We start from the raw sequence: 15,030 nt of genomic DNA, 5'->3' as shown, positions 1-15,030 counted from the left end.
ATTTCACTACTGAAAGGAGAAATCCGGCAAGACCGCCTGTGCAATGGTGTGCTGTTCGCCGCTGGCGAGGTTTTTTACCACGCAGGTGCCGTTTTCCGCCTCTTTGCTGCCGATGATCACCGTAAAAGGGATCTGTTTTTTATCGGCGTATCTGAACTGTTTGTCAAATTTGGCCTGTTCATGGTACAGTTCGCAGGCAACCTGTTTTTCACGCAGCTGCTGCATCAGTGCAAAGGCTTTCTCGCTTTCTGTTTGGCCCAGGTTAAAAAACAGTACGCGTGTGCCCGCAGCCACATCATCCGGAAACACCTGCAGTTCTTCCATCACATCGTAGATCCTGTCAACGCCAAAGCTGATACCCACGCCGGGTACATCGGGTACACCGAACAAACCGGTAAGATCGTCGTACCTGCCCCCGCCGCCGATACTGCCCATCTGCACACCGTTGGCTTTTACCTCGAATATGATGCCGGTATAATAATTCAGTCCGCGCGCAAGCGTGAAATCTGTCTGAAGACGGCTGCCGGCGGGCAGCGATCTGCAGCGATCAAGCACATACTGTATTTCCGCAATGCCCTGCAGCCCGGAGGCGTTACCGCCAAGCAGTGTTTTCAGCTGCGTCATTTTCTCCGTTTCATCGCCGCCGATTGACAGGTATTGGTCTATCACGGCTACCTGCCCGCTGTTCAGGCCTTTACCGGATAATTCTTCTTTTACTTTTTCCAGTCCGATCTTATCCAGCTTGTCGATGGCGATGGTGATGTCCATCATTTTGTCTTCCCCGCCGCAGATTTCTGCCAGCGCCGCCAGCACCTTGCGGCTGTTGATATGGATGGTCACCGGTACCCTCAGTTTACTGAATACCTGGCTGTAGATATACGCAAGCTCCACTTCGTTCAATAAAGAGCGGCTGCCCACCACGTCGGCATCGCACTGGTAAAACTCGCGGTAACGGCCTTTCTGCGGGCGGTCTGCGCGCCACACGGGTTGCACCTGGTAGCGTTTGAACGGCAGGGTGAGCTGCCCGAAATTCATGGCCACATACCTTGCAAAGGGGATGGTAAGGTCATAGCGCAACGCCCGCTCGGTAATATCCCTGCTGCTTTTGCCGGAGAGTATTTTGCTGAAGGCTTCTTTTGCCTGCTGCTCCTTGGCCGGGTTATCGAGCCCGTTATTGAGTATTTTAAAAATGAGTTTATCGCCTTCTTCGCCGTATTTGCCCATCAGCGTATCCAGGTTTTCCATGGCGGGTGTTTCCAGCGGCTGAAACCCGTACAGTTCAAAAACCGAACGTATGGTTGTGAAAATATGGTTGCGCTTTCTGACAACGACAGCGCTGAAATCTCGGGTTCCCTGTGGTAAGCCTGGTTTGTTCATGAAAGATGATGAGTTGATGTGGTGGCTGCCGGCGGTTTTTCGGCGCCGGATCGCTTAAAATTCGGTTAGTGTATCGTTAGTTTTTTGTTAGATTTTGTTGCGCCCGCAGGCCACAAAAATACTCAGCTTACCCGTTTCAGATGGGTGTCGATCAGCTTTCCGCAGGCCCGGTCGATCATATCAAAAACAAGATGGTAGTCTTTTTCGGTACCATACCACGGATCAGGCACTTCTTTTTTTTCACCGGGATACAATGTATCCAGCAGCAGGGAAACTTTATCCTCAGCCCAATTATTTCCGCTGATGCGTTTTACTTCCAGGTAATTGTCGAGATCCATGACCAGTATCCTGTCGAACCTGTCTATATCTTCTTTCCGGAACTGCCGGCATTGTTGTGCGCTGATATCTATGCCATTGCACATGGCCACTTTTTGTGATAGAACATGTGGCGCCTCCCCGATATGGTAGCCGCCGGTGCCCGCGCTGTCGATTTCCCAGTCGAGACCGGCCGCTGCCGCCCGGTTCTTCATGATCCCTTCCGCCAGCGGGCTGCGGCAGATATTACCCAGACATACCATCAGTAATCTCATGAACACAAAGATAATGGGTTTGCACTGCGGCCCCGATTCTGTTAAATCTGCTAACAGTTATTAGCATCCGCGGCACGGTGTTTATGGAAATAAACGGGGCGGGCATCTTACTGTCAAATGACCGGATCTAAAAAATTGACAGCCGACTGGATCACGCGGGAATTGAAATATTTTTTTAAATTGCCCCTCCCGGGTTATAAAGGAAACGCTATGAATTCAGGTTTTGAAGAGAGAAAGCAGAAAAGCTATATGGTAATGAGGATGACTTATGACCTGGTGATGGCAGTATTGTTCCTCAGCATGGCCGTGGTGATGCTGTTTGCGGAACAGTTGAAGCTGACACAATTTGAAGGTATCGATCCGATGTTCCGGTATATGTTCGGCGGTATCTGTTTGCTATACGGCGGGTTCAGATTGTACAGGGGTATCAAACGTCAGGGATAAGATGAAAAAAAGATACCTTCTTACAGTAGTATCCGGATTGGTAGCTATGTTCTTTGTTTCCTGCGGCGATTCTTCACAAAAGGGAGAAGCGCCAGACACGCCCCAGAAAGGCACCATCCGTATCAGCGTTGATGAAAGTTTTAAACCGGTGATTGAAGAACAGTTGCAGGTTTACCATTCTTCTTTTCCCAACACCAATATCATTGCTTCCTATAAATCGGAAGCAGCTTGTTTCAGGGATTTGCAGTCTGACAGCACACGCATGATCATTGTGGCGAAGGGATTGACGGAGAAAGAAGAAGATGCGTACAAGGCAAGACTCGAATTCAAGCCGGTATACGGCGTGCTGGCGTTTGATGCGATAGCGGTGGTGGTAAACAGGGACGCGAAAGACAGTGTGTTCACCATTGCGGCGCTGAAGGATATCCTCAGCGGCAGACACAAACTGACGGCGGTGATGGATGGTAGGAATGCAACCAGTACGGTTCGCTACCTGCAGGACAGTTTGTTAAAAGGTGCGTCTTTCGGTGCAAATGTGGTGGCTGCTGAAAACAGCGAGAAAGTGATCGACATCGTATCCGGTAACCCCGATGTCATCGGTTTTGTGGGCATGAGCTGGGTGGGAGATTTGTACGATCCCAAGCAGCTGGCGTACCGTAACAAGATACGCCTGGCACTGGTGCAATGCATTAGCTGTGAAGACAAGGAAGAATTTGCGAAACCTTCACAGTCAACTATAACATATGGGCAATACCCTTTGGCACGGCCCTTGTTTTATATCCTGAAAGAAAACACAAACCGTTTGGGGACGGGCTTTATGAACTTTATGAGTCTTGAACGCGGACAGTTGATTTTCAGAAGGGCATTCCTGGCACCTGCGAAAATGGGATTTATGAGCAGGAAAGGGAATATTAAGAATGCGGATTAACAATAACTATAAACAACCCGAACAATGAAGAAGATCGTTTCTCTGATGTTGACAGCACTGATTGCTGCACAGTGTTTGACGGCCCAGGTGGCCGACGGCATCAAATACCTGAACTATGGTAAAAATGCCAGTGCGAAGGATGTTTTGCAAAAAGCCTATGCGGCCAATCCCAAAGACCCGCAGTCCATTTACTGGCTGGGTCAGGCTTACCTGGCTACCGACGGTTCTACGCCGGTATCTCCCGCACAGTTGCTGGAAGCAAAAAACCTTTACCAGAAAGGCCTGGGCGAAATCGGGAGCGATCCCTGGTTGCTTGTTGGCATGGGTCATGTGGAAATACTGGAGGGTGGCGATCTGAATGCCGCCAAGCAGAAATTCGAGCAGGCCATCACCGCCTCCACCGAAACCAAGGGCAGGAACAAAGGCAGGGCCAATGCCGGAGTGCTGAATGCGATCGGCCGCGCCAATGCCTATGCACCCGCAGGCAAAGGCGATAATGTGTATGCCGTTGACAAACTGAAACAGGCAGCCGCCATCGATCCCGCCAATGCGGAGATCTATGTAAATATGGGTATCAATTACCTGAAAATGGGCGGCGAAAATGGTGGAGAAGCCGTAAAAGCTTTCCAGCAGGCAGCTACCATCGATCCCAAACATGCGTTTGCCCTGTACCGTATCGGTAAGATCTACCAGAGCCAGAACAACAAAGATCTGTTCGAGCAGTATTTCAACAATGCCATTACCGCCGATCCGGAATTTCCGCTGGCATACCACGCTTTGTACAGCTATTATGCTGCCAAAGACGTAAACAAGGCAAAGGAATACCTGGATAAATACATCACCAAAGCAGATAAGGATGCCAAAAACGAGGTGTTCGTAGCCGAATACCTGTTCCGTTCAGGCAATAATGCCGAGAGTGTGGCCAAACTGAAACAGGCCGAAGCTTCTATTGGCGGTGCGGATAAATTTCCTGCCATCTATTACCTCTATGCATTGAACTACGACAGGATGGGTGATTCGGTTCAGTCAAAAGCCAGCCTGGAAAAATATTTTGCCAACCCTGCCAGCGAGATCAAACCCGAAGATTATGACCTGGCGGTGAAAGTGTTCTCCAAGTTCCCCGGCAGCGAAACACAGGCGGTTTCTTACCTGGAAAAAGCGATTGCCAGCGATACTTCCAAAGTAAACAAGATCGCCTATATGGGCCAGGCAGCCACCCTGTTCGGCAAGGCTAAAATGTACCCCCAGCAGATCGAATGGCTGCAGAAGCAGGCGAATCTGAGGGGCGGCCCCATGGGAGAGTTTGAGTTCTACACCATTACAAACGCGGCATTTGCATCAAAAGATTACCCGCAGACCATCAGCCTGGCAAAAGCTTACCTGCAGGCCTATCCTGAAAAAGCACAGCCCTACAGCTTCCTGCGGAGAGCCGCGGTGGCGGGTGACCCTGATACACTGGCAGGTACCGGTGTACCGGCGATCATGTTCCTGGATTCAGCGCTGCTGACAAAAGACAAGGAAAAGAACAAAAAGGACGTATTTATTAACGAGTACTATATTATGAAGTATTACCTGAAAAAAATGGCCACGCTGAGCGATGACCCCAATTTCAAGGTAACTTCAGACGGTACACGTACGTCTGTGGTTGACGAATACCTGGCAACGGCCCAGAAAGTGGTGGAAACAACCGATCGTATGATGCAGTTGTACCCCGATCCGGCCGATGAGAATAACAAATACGCACAAAGCGCCAAAGCCGAAGTGCAAAAAAGAATAGATTACTACAGCAAGCCCCAGGGCAAAAAATCGTCCGGGTCTACCAGTACCCGTAGTTCAACCGCCAAAGACAGCAAATCTTCAAAATAAACCCCTGAAAAACTCCCCATAATCGGGGAGTTTTTCTTTTATATCCTTCGCTGGCTTATTTTTGCGCCATATTATTCTAATCATGAGCTGGCTAAACTTCCTGGCGGATGTGAATACATCCAATTCTGCTGACAATTACTTCCCGATAGGTATCCAGTTGGTATTTGCAGCCGGGTTTGTGCTCACCATGATCGCCGTATCTGCCTGGCTGGGGCCTAAGCGGAAAACGGCCGATAAACTCGAGACATTTGCCAGCGGTATCGAAAACCATGGCGAGGCACGCCAGCCCATCGCCATCAAATATTTCCTCGTTGCCATCCTGTTCGTACTGTTCGATGTGGAAGTGATCTTTTTCTATCCCTATGCGGTCAATTTCCGCGAACTGGGATGGGCAGGTTTCAGCGCGGTGCTTATGTTCGTAGCTTTCTTCCTTACCGGGTTTATATACATCATCAAGAAAGGTGCGCTGAAGTGGGAAGACTGATAAAAATTAATAATTAACAATTAATAATCGATAATCAACGGTTAGCACGGAAACCAAGCACACTCCTTGTACTGATGACTGATTACCCGTTATTAATGATCAATTAACATTATGCCTCGTCCCGTACGATTCAATATTCACCCCATAGAAGCAGATACCGCGGGCGCCGTATCTGTAGCAGAAGCGCCGGAAGGATATACCGGGGAAGGATTTTTTACCACCAAACTGAGCGATGTGGTTGGGCTGGCCCGCAAAAATTCGCTCTGGCCGCTGCCGTTCGCCACGTCCTGCTGCGGTATCGAGTTCATGGCCACCATGGGCTCGCATTACGACCTGGCGCGTTTTGGTTCCGAAAGGGTTGGTTTCTCGCCCCGGCAGTGCGATCTGCTGATGGTAATGGGCACCATCGCCAAAAAAATGGGCCCCGTATTGCGCCAGGTATACCTGCAGATGGCAGAGCCCCGCTGGGTGATCGCCGTAGGGGCATGCGCCTCCAGCGGCGGTATTTTTGATACCTACAGCGTGCTGCAGGGTATCGACCAGATCATCCCGGTGGATGTATACGTGCCCGGTTGCCCGCCACGTCCCGAAGCGATACTGGATGGTATCATGAACGTGCAGAAACTGGTGGGCCAGGAAAGCATCCGCAGAAGAAACAGCGAGCAGTACCAAGCGCTGATGAACAGTTACGGCATACAATAGTCAACATATCCATGGCCCATAGCCCATGGAAGCGTTTTTATTACAATGTTATCACCATGGACTATGGGCCATGGACCAAGGCAAACAACATGGCTTTGACCAACGAGACCATACAACAGAAGCTGACTGAGAAATTCGGAGAAGCCGTTTTTCATTTTGAAGAATCCTATGGTATGCTCAGCTTTGAAGCGGCCAAAGAAAATAACCTGAAAGTGATGCAGTTCCTTTTTGACGAGCCATCGCTTAATTTCCGTTTCCTCACCGATCTCTGTGCGGTGCATTACCCCGATGATGCGGGAAGGGAGCTGGCGGTTGTATACCACCTGCATAACCTGCAGGACAATGTGCGCATACGCTTCAGGGTGCATGCCTCCGTGGCGCAGCCCGATGTATTCACGGCATCCAAACTGTTTGCGGCAGCCAACTGGATGGAGAGAGAAACCTTTGATTTTTACGGGGTGAACTTCGTGGGTCATCCCAACCTGAAACGCATCCTGAATGTAGACGAAATGGACTATTTCCCTATGCGTAAAGAATACCCGCTCGAAGACCAGACCAGGGTGGATAAGGATGATGAGATGTTTGGAAGAGGGTAGGAGTGGGGAACGGAGGAACAAGGAACAGAAGAGCAAGGAACAGAAGAGCAAGGAACAGAAGAGTAAGGAGTGGGGGAGCAGGGACAGAGAGAGATAAGGAACTGAACAGCAATAACAGAAAATGACAGAGCAGCATCATATCAAATTGCCGGAGGGCTCGATTGAGAAGCAGACGACTACGCTGAATGTGGGACCAACGCATCCTGCCACGCATGGTGTGTTTCAGAACATCATGGAACTGGATGGCGAACGCATCGTTTCTGCCGAGTCTACCGTGGGTTATATCCACCGCGCATTTGAAAAAATTGCGGAGCGCAGACCTTTGTACCAGATCACGCCGCTGACAGACAGGCTGAACTATTGCAGCAGTCCTATCAACAACATGGGCTGGCATATCACCTGCGAAAAACTGCTGGGCGTGCAAACACCCAAGCGGGTGGATTACCTGCGGATCATTATCATGGAGCTGGCGCGTATTTCGGATCACCTGATCTGTAATTCTATCGTGGGCGTGGATACCGGCGCTTATACCGGCTTCCTGTATGTAATGCAGTATCGCGAACTTATTTATGAGATATATGAAGAAGTATGCGGGTCCCGTCTTACTACTAATATTGGGCGTATTGGCGGTTTTGAAAGGAATTTCACAAATACAGCGTTTGCGAAACTCGAGAAATTCCTGAACGAGTATCCCAAAGTGCTGAAGGAGTTTGAAAACCTGTTCACGCGCAACCGCATCTTCATGGAAAGAACCATCGGCGGCGGCGCCATCAGTGCAGAACGCGCACTAAGCTATGGCTTTACCGGTCCCAACCTTCGCGCCGCAGGTGTTGATTACGATGTGCGTGTTCACAGTCCGTACAGCAGCTACCAGGATTTTGCATTCATCATACCTGTTGGTAAAACAGGCGATAACTATGACCGCTTCCTGGTCCGCAACGAAGAAATGTGGCAGAGCCTGAGCATTATCGAACAGGCGTATAAAAAAGTACAGGAATTCAAAGGCAGAGAGGCCAACGTATACCATGCAGATACACCGGAGTATTACCTGCCCGAGAAAAAAGATGTGTATACGAAAATGGAAGCGCTGATCTGGCATTTCAAAATCGTAATGGGAGAAGTGGATATGCCAAAGGGCGAAGTGTACCAGTCGGTGGAAGGCGGCAACGGTGAACTGGGCTTTTACCTGATCAGCGATGGCGGCCGTGCGCCGTTCAGACTGCATTTCCGCAGGCCCTGTTTTATTTACTACCAGGCCTATCCCGAACTGGTAACAGGCAGCATGCTCAGCGATGCCATCGTAACCATGAGCAGCCTGAACCTGATTGCGGGAGAGATGGATGGGTAGTCATTTGAAAATTTGAATATGTGTTAATTTGAAAATGTTTTTTCAGGTTGACATATGCTGAAAGCATTTTCAAATTTTCAAATTCACAAATTTTCAAAATATGACCAAGTTTAACGATACACAGTTACAGGAATTCAACCGGCTTGTTGCCCGCTATCCGGAGGGGAAACAGAAAAGTGCGCTGCTGCCCGTATTGCACCTGGCGCAGGAGAGTTTTGGCGGATGGCTTAGCAGCGAGACCATGGATTATGTGGCCGAACTGCTGCAATTGAACCCTATCGAGGTGTACGAAGTGGCTACCTTCTACAGTATGTACAACCTGAAACCGGTTGGTAAATATATGTTCGAAGTTTGCCAGACAGGTCCCTGTATGCTGCGCGGCAGCGATAATATCATTGCCTATATCGGCGAAAAACTGGGTATCAAACCGGGTGAGACAACACCCGATGGGATGTTCACACTGAAAACAGTGGAATGCCTGGGCGCCTGCGGTTATGCCCCCATGATGCAGCTTGGAAAACATTTCCGCGAACACCTGACCAAAGACAAAGTAGATGCGATCATTGCCGAATGCCGTAGCAGTGCCGCAGCCAATAATTAAAAACCAATAATCAAAAAGTAAAAACGCAGTTTTCCTTTGGTTTCTGGGTTTTGACTTTTGACTTTTCATATGGGTGTAAAATTACTTTTAGAGAAAGCACAGGTAGCGGGCATCAGGTCCTACGATGTGTACCGCCGCGAAGGCGGTTACCGCAGCGTGGAGAAAGCCCTCAAGACCATGGGCCCCGAAGCAATCGTGGAAGAGGTAAAGAAAAGCGGACTTCGCGGTCGCGGCGGCGCGGGTTTCCCGGCGGGTATGAAATGGAGTTTTATCGCCAAACCCGAGGGCGTTCCCCGTCACCTTGTCTGCAATGCCGATGAAAGCGAACCCGGTACGTTCAAAGACAGGTACCTGATGGAATTCCTGCCCCACCTGCTGATCGAAGGGCTGATCGTGTCTTCGTTTGCATTGGGAAGCAACGATACCTATATCTATATACGCGGCGAATATGCCTGGATCGTAGATATACTCGAAGCGGCCATCGGCGAGGCAAAAGCCAACGGATGGCTGGGTAAGAATATACTCGGCACCGGGTTCGACTGCAATATCCATGTGCAGCGCGGCGCAGGTGCTTATATCTGCGGAGAAGAGACGGCCCTCATCGAATCGCTCGAGGGCAAACGCGGCAACCCGCGCATCAAACCGCCATTCCCTGCGGTGCAGGGTCTGTGGATGCGGCCTACGGTGGTGAACAACGTAGAAACACTGGCTGCCGTAGTACCCATCATCAATATGGGTGGCGAGGAATATGCAAAGATCGGCGTTGGCAAATCAACCGGAACCAAACTGATCTCTGCCTGCGGTAATATCAAAAAGCCGGGGGTTTACGAGATCGATATGACGATATCCGTGGAAGAGTTCATCTTCAGTGATGAATACTGCGGCGGTATCGCCAACGGCAAAAGACTGAAAGCCTGTATACCGGGTGGCTCATCCGTGCCCATCCTGCCTGCCAACCTGTTATTGAAAACAGCCAAGGGCGAAACAAGGTACATGAACTATGAAAGCCTGAGCGATGGCGGTTTTGCCACCGGATCGATGATGGGCTCGGGCGGGTTTATCGTGCTGGATGAAGAACAGTGCGTGGTGAAGAACACTCTCACGTTTGCGCGGTTTTACCGCCATGAGAGCTGCGGCCAGTGTTCTCCCTGCCGCGAAGGAACAGGCTGGATGGAAAAAATACTGAAGAACATCGAGTACGGAAAAGGAAAGACAAGCGATATCGACCTGCTCTGGGATATCCAGCGCAAGATCGAAGGCAATACGATATGCCCGCTGGGTGATGCCGCCGCATGGCCGGTGGCAGCCGCCATCAGGCATTTCCGAGACGAGTTTGAATGGCATGTGAAGAATCCCGAGGAGTCGCAAAAACGGAACTATGGACTTGCGCATTATGCGGATGCGATTCATGTTCCGGCGTAGGAATTCAAAAATCAAAAGTCAAAATTCAAAAAATGAATGTTGGTTTTGATTTTGGGTTTCACGAAGAACAAAGACCTTGTGCTATACGGCGCCGGTCTTACACAACACAAGACAGCAATGACTGTTGATTTCTGGTTCTGGAATTTTGGCTTTTGAATTTTGACTTTTGAATTTTGAATTACCATGGCTGATCAGCAATTAGTAAAAGTCACCATCGACAACATCAGCATCGAAGTGCCCGCGGGTACCACGATACTGAATGCTGCGCGTAAGATAGGCGGGGAAGTGGCGCCTCCTGCCATGTGCTATTACAGCAAACTGCAGGGCAGCGGGGGCAAATGCCGTACCTGCCTGGTGGAAGTGAGCAAAGGCTCCGAAAAAGATCCGCGCCCCATGCCCAAACTGGTGGCTTCCTGCAGAACAACCGTAATGGATGGGATGGAGGTAAAGAACATCACCAGTCCCAAAGTGCTCGATATGCGCGCCGGTGTGGTTGAATTCCTGCTGATCAATCACCCCCTCGATTGTCCTGTCTGCGACCAGGCGGGCGAATGCCACCTGCAGGACCTGAGCTATGAACATGGCAAGGAAGGCACACGCTATGAATTCCAGCGACGCATATTTAAGAAACACGATATCGGCCCTTATATACAGCTGCATATGACACGCTGCATCCTTTGCTACCGCTGCGTGTTTACCGCAGACCAGCTGACGCAGAAAAGGGAACACGGCGTACTCGACCGCGGCGACCACTCGGAGATCGCAACCTTCATCGAGAAAAGCCTCGACAACGATTTTATCGGTAACGTAATCGATGTTTGTCCGGTGGGCGCGCTGACCGACCGTACTTTCCGTTTCAAGAACCGCGTATGGTTCCTGAAACCGATGGATGCGCACCGCGACTGTCCCAGCTGCAGCGGAAAAGTAACTTTATGGAACCGTGGCGATGAAGTATACCGTGTTACGGCCAGGAAAGACGAATGGGGTGAGGTGGAAGACGGTCCCGATGGCAAACCGGCCTGGATCTGCAATACCTGCCGCTTTGATAAAAAGAAAACAAGCGACTGGGTGATCGAAGGACCGAGAATGATCAACCGCCATTCGGTGATATCGGCAAACCATTACCAGGGCAAAGTGGGTATGATCAAACCAACGGAGATATTTGAAGCGGTGCATGAAGGGCGTAAACCCAAACTGCTGATGGATATTCATAAGGTAAGCGAAGTGAATAAGCCGAATGTTGAATTAAGTAAGATAGAGGGTCCGGCGCACGCAAAAGATTTTAGGGGAGCAAAATGATCCTGTCAAGAAACCATATACAACGTGTAATTCGCGAATACTTTTCAGGAAAACCTGTTAAGCGGGTTTGGTTATTTGGTTCTTATGCGGGAAACGAAGCGAAAGAAGACAGCGACATTGATGTTTTGGTTGACCTGGAAGAGAGGAGTAAGATAGGGTTACGTTACCTTGCATGGCATGAGGATATTGAAAGATTGGTAAACAAGAGGGTACAGGTGGTTAGCACAAATGCTATATCGGAATATATGAGACCTTTTATAGAGGCAGATAAATGGCTGCTTTATGAAAAGTGAATTCGGAGACAAACAAGGGTTCAGCATATTCTTGATGCCTGTAACAAGATACTTATTTCGACACAAGGCTATGATGAAAACAGGTTTCTGAATGATTTTATTTGAGTGCTGCGGTTTGCAATTTTATAATGATTATCGGAGAAGCACCAGCAGTAATTACAAAGGAATTTAAGTTGGAGCATGAGGAGTTTGACTGGGTGTTGATGAAAGGAATGCGAAACATAATTGTTCACGAATACTTTGGCGTCGGTGAACAGAAGGTTTGGGAAACGGTGGAAAACGATATCCCGAAGCTGAAATCTGATTGTGAGAATATTTTAAAAAAACCTGAATGAGTTTACTTGTTATTGACTGGTTTCTGCTCATCGAAAAACTCGTGCTGATCGCGATCATCGTTTTCGCGAGCCTGGGGATTGCATTGTATACCACATTCGCAGAACGGAAGGTGGCGGCGGTACTGCAGGACAGGCCGGGACCCAACCGTGCCGGACCTTTTGGTTTGTTACAGCCCTTTGCAGACGGTCTGAAACTGATCATGAAAGAAGAGATCATCCCGAACACCTCCAATAAGGTGTTGTTTGTGCTGGGACCCATTCTGGCCATGACGGCGGCGCTGATGACCTGCGCGGTGATCCCCTGGAGCAGTCATGTGGAACTGTTCGGAAGGAATATTGAATTGCAGGTGGCCGATATCAACATCGGTATCCTTTACATATTTGGTGTGGTGAGCCTGGGTGTATACGGCATCATGATCGGCGGCTGGGCCTCGAATAATAAGTTCTCGCTGATGGCCGCCCTGCGCGGTGCATCGCAGGCGATCAGTTATGAACTGGCCATGGGACTTTCGCTGATCGCGGTACTCATGATCTCCGGCTCGCTGAGCCTGCGCACCATCGTTGAGCAGCAGATGACACAGGGCGGAATGTGGAACGTGGTTTACCAGCCGCTGGGTTTCCTGATCTTTTTTATCTGTGCCATGGCCGAATGCAACCGTACGCCATTCGATCTTCCGGAAGCAGAGAATGAACTGAACTTTGGGTACCACCAGGAATATTCATCGATGAAACTGGGCTTTTACCTGTTTGCCGAATACGTGAACATGATCATGAGCAGCGCGGTAATGGCCTGTATCTTCTTTGGCGGCTATGATATACCCTTCCTGGACGAAAGCACACTGGCGCCTAACCTGGCGGCCCTGCTGGGCGTACTGGCCCTGCTGGTGAAGATCGTGATCTTTATTTTCATCTTTATGTGGATCCGCTGGACGATCCCGCGTTTCCGCTACGACCAGCTGATGAACCTGGGCTGGAAAACATTGATACCGCTGGCACTGCTGAACATGCTGGCAACCGGGGCGGTGATATTGTGGAGGCAGGGGTAGAAGTGGTCTGTAATTTGTGGCCTGTAGTTAGGATAAGCACAGACCAAGCACCAAATAAAAGTTGCAATCAATAAAGTATAAAAATATTTTTGTCAAAATGGATGCATTAACGAACAGGGCACAGGCGGTAGGGCGTAAGCCGTTGAGTTTATGGGAGCGGTTGTACCTGCCCGCGATCTTTAAAGGCATGGCCATTACGTTCAGTCATATTTTCAGAAAACAGCCCACCATCAGGTATCCCGAGCAGAAACGTCCGTTCAGCCCGGTGTTCCGCGGTTTGCATGTGCTGAACAGGGATGAGGAAGGCCGTGAAAGATGCACCGCCTGCGGGTTGTGCGCGGTTGCCTGTCCGGCGGAAGCCATCACCATGGAAGCCGCAGAAAGACTGCCCGAAGAAAAAGGATTGTACCGCGAAGAAAAGTATGCAGCCAAATACGAGATCAACATGCTGCGCTGTATCTTCTGCGGGCTGTGCGAGGAAGCCTGTCCAAAAGACGCTATTTACCTAAGTGAAACATTTGCGCCTTCCAATTTCAACCGGCAAGGGTTTATATACGGAAAAGACGATCTGCTGATCCCCAATCCGAAAACAGACCCCGAGGGTTATGAAAAAGCAAAAGGCCGTAAAGAACCAACAACAGCCGGTTAATCATTAATAACCAATACAATTATTAATTACTGATTACCAACTGACCGAAATGAGTACAACCGAAATACTGTTTTATTTTCTTTCTGCACTTGCTGTTTTCAGCGCCATTATGGTGCTGGTGAGTAAAAGTCCTGTGCACAGCGTATTGTGGCTGATCGTGGTGTTTTTTACCATATCGGGTCATTATGTATTGCTGAATGCGCAGTTCCTTGCCATTGTGAACCTGATCGTATATGCGGGTGCCATCATGGTACTGTTCCTGTTTGTGATCATGCTGATGAACCTGAATACCCAAACCGAACCGCAGAAACATATCTGGATGAAGCTGGCCGGTGTCATATCGGGGGGCTGTTTTCTGATGGTACTGATCTCGCTTGTTCGCCAGGCAGGCGATATGCAGGGTAAGACGGCCCTGATGAAAACGGGTAATATAGGTCTGATCGGTAACCTTGGCAAAGCGCTGTTCCAGGATTATGTGGTGCCATTCGAGATAACAAGCGTATTGTTTCTCAGCGCGATGGTGGGGGCAGTGGTGATCGGAAAGAAATAGAGCAGGGCGCAAGCCGTAAGGCTGAAAGCAAAGAGAACAAGGAGTAAAAAAATTGACATATTCATCATTGCATGTTGCCCTGAACGGTAAGTTCCTGGCACCGCGCATTAAGCAACTAACATGCCCATTCAGTATTATATCTATCTCTGCCTGGTATTGTTCAGCATCGGCATTATCGGCGTGCTTACACGCCGTAACGCCATCATCGTTTTCATGTGCGTGGAACTGATGCTGAACGCGGTGAACCTGTTGTTGGTGGCATTCTCAAAAATGCACCATGCGGCAGCGCTCACACTGAACCCGGCGGCAACAACGGGTATTGAAGGACAGTTGTTCGTATTTTTTATCATGGTGGTGGCGGCAGCGGAAGTAAGCGTGGGCCTTGCCATCATTGTGATGTTGTACAGGAATACGCATTCGGTGGACATTAATTTTTTGAACAGGCTTAAAAACTAAGGCTTTTGGCCATGCCAGGTTCTTTCTCCGTAAAGTGCCGCGCA

The 15,030-nt window shown here is 49.6% G+C and carries 18 protein-coding genes; 16 read left to right on the top strand and 2 right to left on the bottom strand.

The features are described 5' to 3' along the window. Positions 1 to 6: 6 nt before the first annotated feature. Positions 7 to 1,377 (bottom strand): histidine--tRNA ligase, encoded by a 1,371-nt coding sequence (gene hisS / locus GWC94_RS12490; protein WP_161835350.1) that lies wholly within the window; start codon positions 1,375 to 1,377, stop codon positions 7 to 9. Positions 1,378 to 1,499: 122 nt separating this feature from the next. Continuing rightward, a complete protein-coding gene (locus GWC94_RS12485; RefSeq protein ID WP_161835349.1) occupies positions 1,500 to 1,967 on the bottom strand; it encodes a low molecular weight protein-tyrosine-phosphatase in 468 nt (155 codons plus the stop codon). 210 nt (positions 1,968 to 2,177) lie between these two features. Between GWC94_RS12485 and GWC94_RS12480 the strand changes: the two genes are divergently transcribed. From GWC94_RS12480 to nuoK, 16 genes are all read left to right on the top strand, one after another. Beyond that, positions 2,178 to 2,411: a hypothetical protein gene (locus GWC94_RS12480; RefSeq protein ID WP_161835348.1), complete on the top strand. Its 234-nt coding sequence runs from the start codon at positions 2,178 to 2,180 to the stop codon at positions 2,409 to 2,411. Between the two features lies 1 nt (position 2,412). Beyond that, positions 2,413 to 3,339 carry a PstS family phosphate ABC transporter substrate-binding protein gene (locus tag GWC94_RS12475; RefSeq protein ID WP_161835347.1) on the top strand — a complete coding sequence of 309 codons (927 nt, stop codon included), beginning with the start codon at positions 2,413 to 2,415 and terminating at the stop codon, positions 3,337 to 3,339. Positions 3,340 to 3,363: 24 nt separating this feature from the next. Beyond that, positions 3,364 to 5,205, top strand: coding sequence for a tetratricopeptide repeat protein (locus tag GWC94_RS12470; protein WP_161835346.1), 1,842 nt, complete (start codon positions 3,364 to 3,366; stop codon positions 5,203 to 5,205). Positions 5,206 to 5,287: 82 nt separating this feature from the next. Further along, positions 5,288 to 5,689, top strand: coding sequence for an NADH-quinone oxidoreductase subunit A (locus GWC94_RS12465; protein ID WP_161835345.1), 402 nt, complete (start codon positions 5,288 to 5,290; stop codon positions 5,687 to 5,689). 111 nt (positions 5,690 to 5,800) lie between these two features. Then, complete coding sequence (locus GWC94_RS12460; RefSeq protein ID WP_161835344.1) at positions 5,801 to 6,391, top strand: NADH-quinone oxidoreductase subunit B; 591 nt, start codon at positions 5,801 to 5,803, stop codon at positions 6,389 to 6,391. Between the two features lie 11 nt (positions 6,392 to 6,402). Continuing rightward, on the top strand, positions 6,403 to 6,987 hold the full coding sequence (locus tag GWC94_RS12455; RefSeq protein WP_235918526.1) for an NADH-quinone oxidoreductase subunit C: 585 nt from the start codon (positions 6,403 to 6,405) through the stop codon (positions 6,985 to 6,987). Between the two features lie 121 nt (positions 6,988 to 7,108). After that, positions 7,109 to 8,335, top strand: coding sequence for an NADH-quinone oxidoreductase subunit D (locus GWC94_RS12450; RefSeq protein WP_161835343.1), 1,227 nt, complete (start codon positions 7,109 to 7,111; stop codon positions 8,333 to 8,335). A gap of 100 nt (positions 8,336 to 8,435) precedes the next feature. Further along, the gene (locus GWC94_RS12445; RefSeq protein ID WP_161835342.1) at positions 8,436 to 8,936 is read left to right on the top strand and encodes an NADH-quinone oxidoreductase subunit NuoE family protein; all 501 of its coding nucleotides are present in this window, start codon (positions 8,436 to 8,438) and stop codon (positions 8,934 to 8,936) included. A gap of 69 nt (positions 8,937 to 9,005) precedes the next feature. Then, a complete protein-coding gene (gene nuoF, locus GWC94_RS12440; protein ID WP_161835341.1) occupies positions 9,006 to 10,358 on the top strand; it encodes an NADH-quinone oxidoreductase subunit NuoF in 1,353 nt (450 codons plus the stop codon). Positions 10,359 to 10,541: 183 nt separating this feature from the next. Then, a complete protein-coding gene (locus tag GWC94_RS12435; RefSeq protein WP_161835340.1) occupies positions 10,542 to 11,657 on the top strand; it encodes a 2Fe-2S iron-sulfur cluster-binding protein in 1,116 nt (371 codons plus the stop codon). Then, entirely contained in the window at positions 11,654 to 11,950 is a 297-nt protein-coding gene (locus GWC94_RS12430) for a nucleotidyltransferase family protein (RefSeq protein ID WP_161835339.1), read from the top strand. Before GWC94_RS12435 ends, GWC94_RS12430 begins: the two co-directional genes overlap by 4 nt. A 101-nt stretch (positions 11,951 to 12,051) precedes the next feature. Further along, complete coding sequence (locus GWC94_RS12425) at positions 12,052 to 12,285, top strand: HepT-like ribonuclease domain-containing protein (RefSeq protein ID WP_161835338.1); 234 nt, start codon at positions 12,052 to 12,054, stop codon at positions 12,283 to 12,285. Further along, on the top strand, positions 12,282 to 13,331 hold the full coding sequence (gene nuoH / locus GWC94_RS12420; RefSeq protein ID WP_202628753.1) for an NADH-quinone oxidoreductase subunit NuoH: 1,050 nt from the start codon (positions 12,282 to 12,284) through the stop codon (positions 13,329 to 13,331). Before GWC94_RS12425 ends, nuoH begins: the two co-directional genes overlap by 4 nt. Positions 13,332 to 13,428: 97 nt before the next feature. Beyond that, complete coding sequence (gene nuoI / locus GWC94_RS12415; RefSeq protein ID WP_161835337.1) at positions 13,429 to 13,980, top strand: NADH-quinone oxidoreductase subunit NuoI; 552 nt, start codon at positions 13,429 to 13,431, stop codon at positions 13,978 to 13,980. Positions 13,981 to 14,029: 49 nt separating this feature from the next. Then, the gene (locus GWC94_RS12410) at positions 14,030 to 14,530 is read left to right on the top strand and encodes an NADH-quinone oxidoreductase subunit J family protein (protein ID WP_161835336.1); all 501 of its coding nucleotides are present in this window, start codon (positions 14,030 to 14,032) and stop codon (positions 14,528 to 14,530) included. Between the two features lie 120 nt (positions 14,531 to 14,650). Then, positions 14,651 to 14,986 carry an NADH-quinone oxidoreductase subunit NuoK gene (gene nuoK / locus GWC94_RS12405; RefSeq protein WP_161835335.1) on the top strand — a complete coding sequence of 112 codons (336 nt, stop codon included), beginning with the start codon at positions 14,651 to 14,653 and terminating at the stop codon, positions 14,984 to 14,986. Positions 14,987 to 15,030: the final 44 nt, after the last annotated feature.

It is taken from the genome of Sediminibacterium soli (genome assembly GCF_009939225.1).
Lineage (GTDB): Bacteria > Bacteroidota > Bacteroidia > Chitinophagales > Chitinophagaceae > Sediminibacterium > Sediminibacterium soli.
This window is presented reverse-complemented; position numbering and strand designations above follow the sequence as displayed.

Bases quoted from the DNA above. Each gene is read 5' to 3' on its own strand.
- GWC94_RS12460 (WP_161835344.1), top strand. From the start codon at position 5,801: ATGCCTCGTCCCGTACGATTCAATATTCACCCCATAGAAGCAGATACC.
- GWC94_RS12475 (WP_161835347.1), top strand. From the start codon at position 2,413: ATGAAAAAAAGATACCTTCTTACAGTAGTATCCGGATTGGTAGCTATG.
- nuoH (WP_202628753.1), top strand. From the start codon at position 12,282: ATGAGTTTACTTGTTATTGACTGGTTTCTGCTCATCGAAAAACTCGTG.
- hisS (WP_161835350.1), bottom strand. From the start codon at position 1,377: ATGAACAAACCAGGCTTACCACAGGGAACCCGAGATTTCAGCGCTGTC.
- GWC94_RS12410 (WP_161835336.1), top strand. From the start codon at position 14,030: ATGAGTACAACCGAAATACTGTTTTATTTTCTTTCTGCACTTGCTGTT.
- GWC94_RS12445 (WP_161835342.1), top strand. From the start codon at position 8,436: ATGACCAAGTTTAACGATACACAGTTACAGGAATTCAACCGGCTTGTT.
- GWC94_RS12450 (WP_161835343.1), top strand. From the start codon at position 7,109: ATGACAGAGCAGCATCATATCAAATTGCCGGAGGGCTCGATTGAGAAG.
- GWC94_RS12430 (WP_161835339.1), top strand. From the start codon at position 11,654: ATGATCCTGTCAAGAAACCATATACAACGTGTAATTCGCGAATACTTT.
- nuoF (WP_161835341.1), top strand. From the start codon at position 9,006: ATGGGTGTAAAATTACTTTTAGAGAAAGCACAGGTAGCGGGCATCAGG.
- nuoI (WP_161835337.1), top strand. From the start codon at position 13,429: ATGGATGCATTAACGAACAGGGCACAGGCGGTAGGGCGTAAGCCGTTG.
- GWC94_RS12465 (WP_161835345.1), top strand. From the start codon at position 5,288: ATGAGCTGGCTAAACTTCCTGGCGGATGTGAATACATCCAATTCTGCT.
- GWC94_RS12480 (WP_161835348.1), top strand. From the start codon at position 2,178: ATGAATTCAGGTTTTGAAGAGAGAAAGCAGAAAAGCTATATGGTAATG.
- nuoK (WP_161835335.1), top strand. From the start codon at position 14,651: ATGCCCATTCAGTATTATATCTATCTCTGCCTGGTATTGTTCAGCATC.
- GWC94_RS12485 (WP_161835349.1), bottom strand. From the start codon at position 1,967: ATGAGATTACTGATGGTATGTCTGGGTAATATCTGCCGCAGCCCGCTG.
- GWC94_RS12470 (WP_161835346.1), top strand. From the start codon at position 3,364: ATGAAGAAGATCGTTTCTCTGATGTTGACAGCACTGATTGCTGCACAG.
- GWC94_RS12455 (WP_235918526.1), top strand. From the start codon at position 6,403: ATGGCCCATAGCCCATGGAAGCGTTTTTATTACAATGTTATCACCATG.
- GWC94_RS12435 (WP_161835340.1), top strand. From the start codon at position 10,542: ATGGCTGATCAGCAATTAGTAAAAGTCACCATCGACAACATCAGCATC.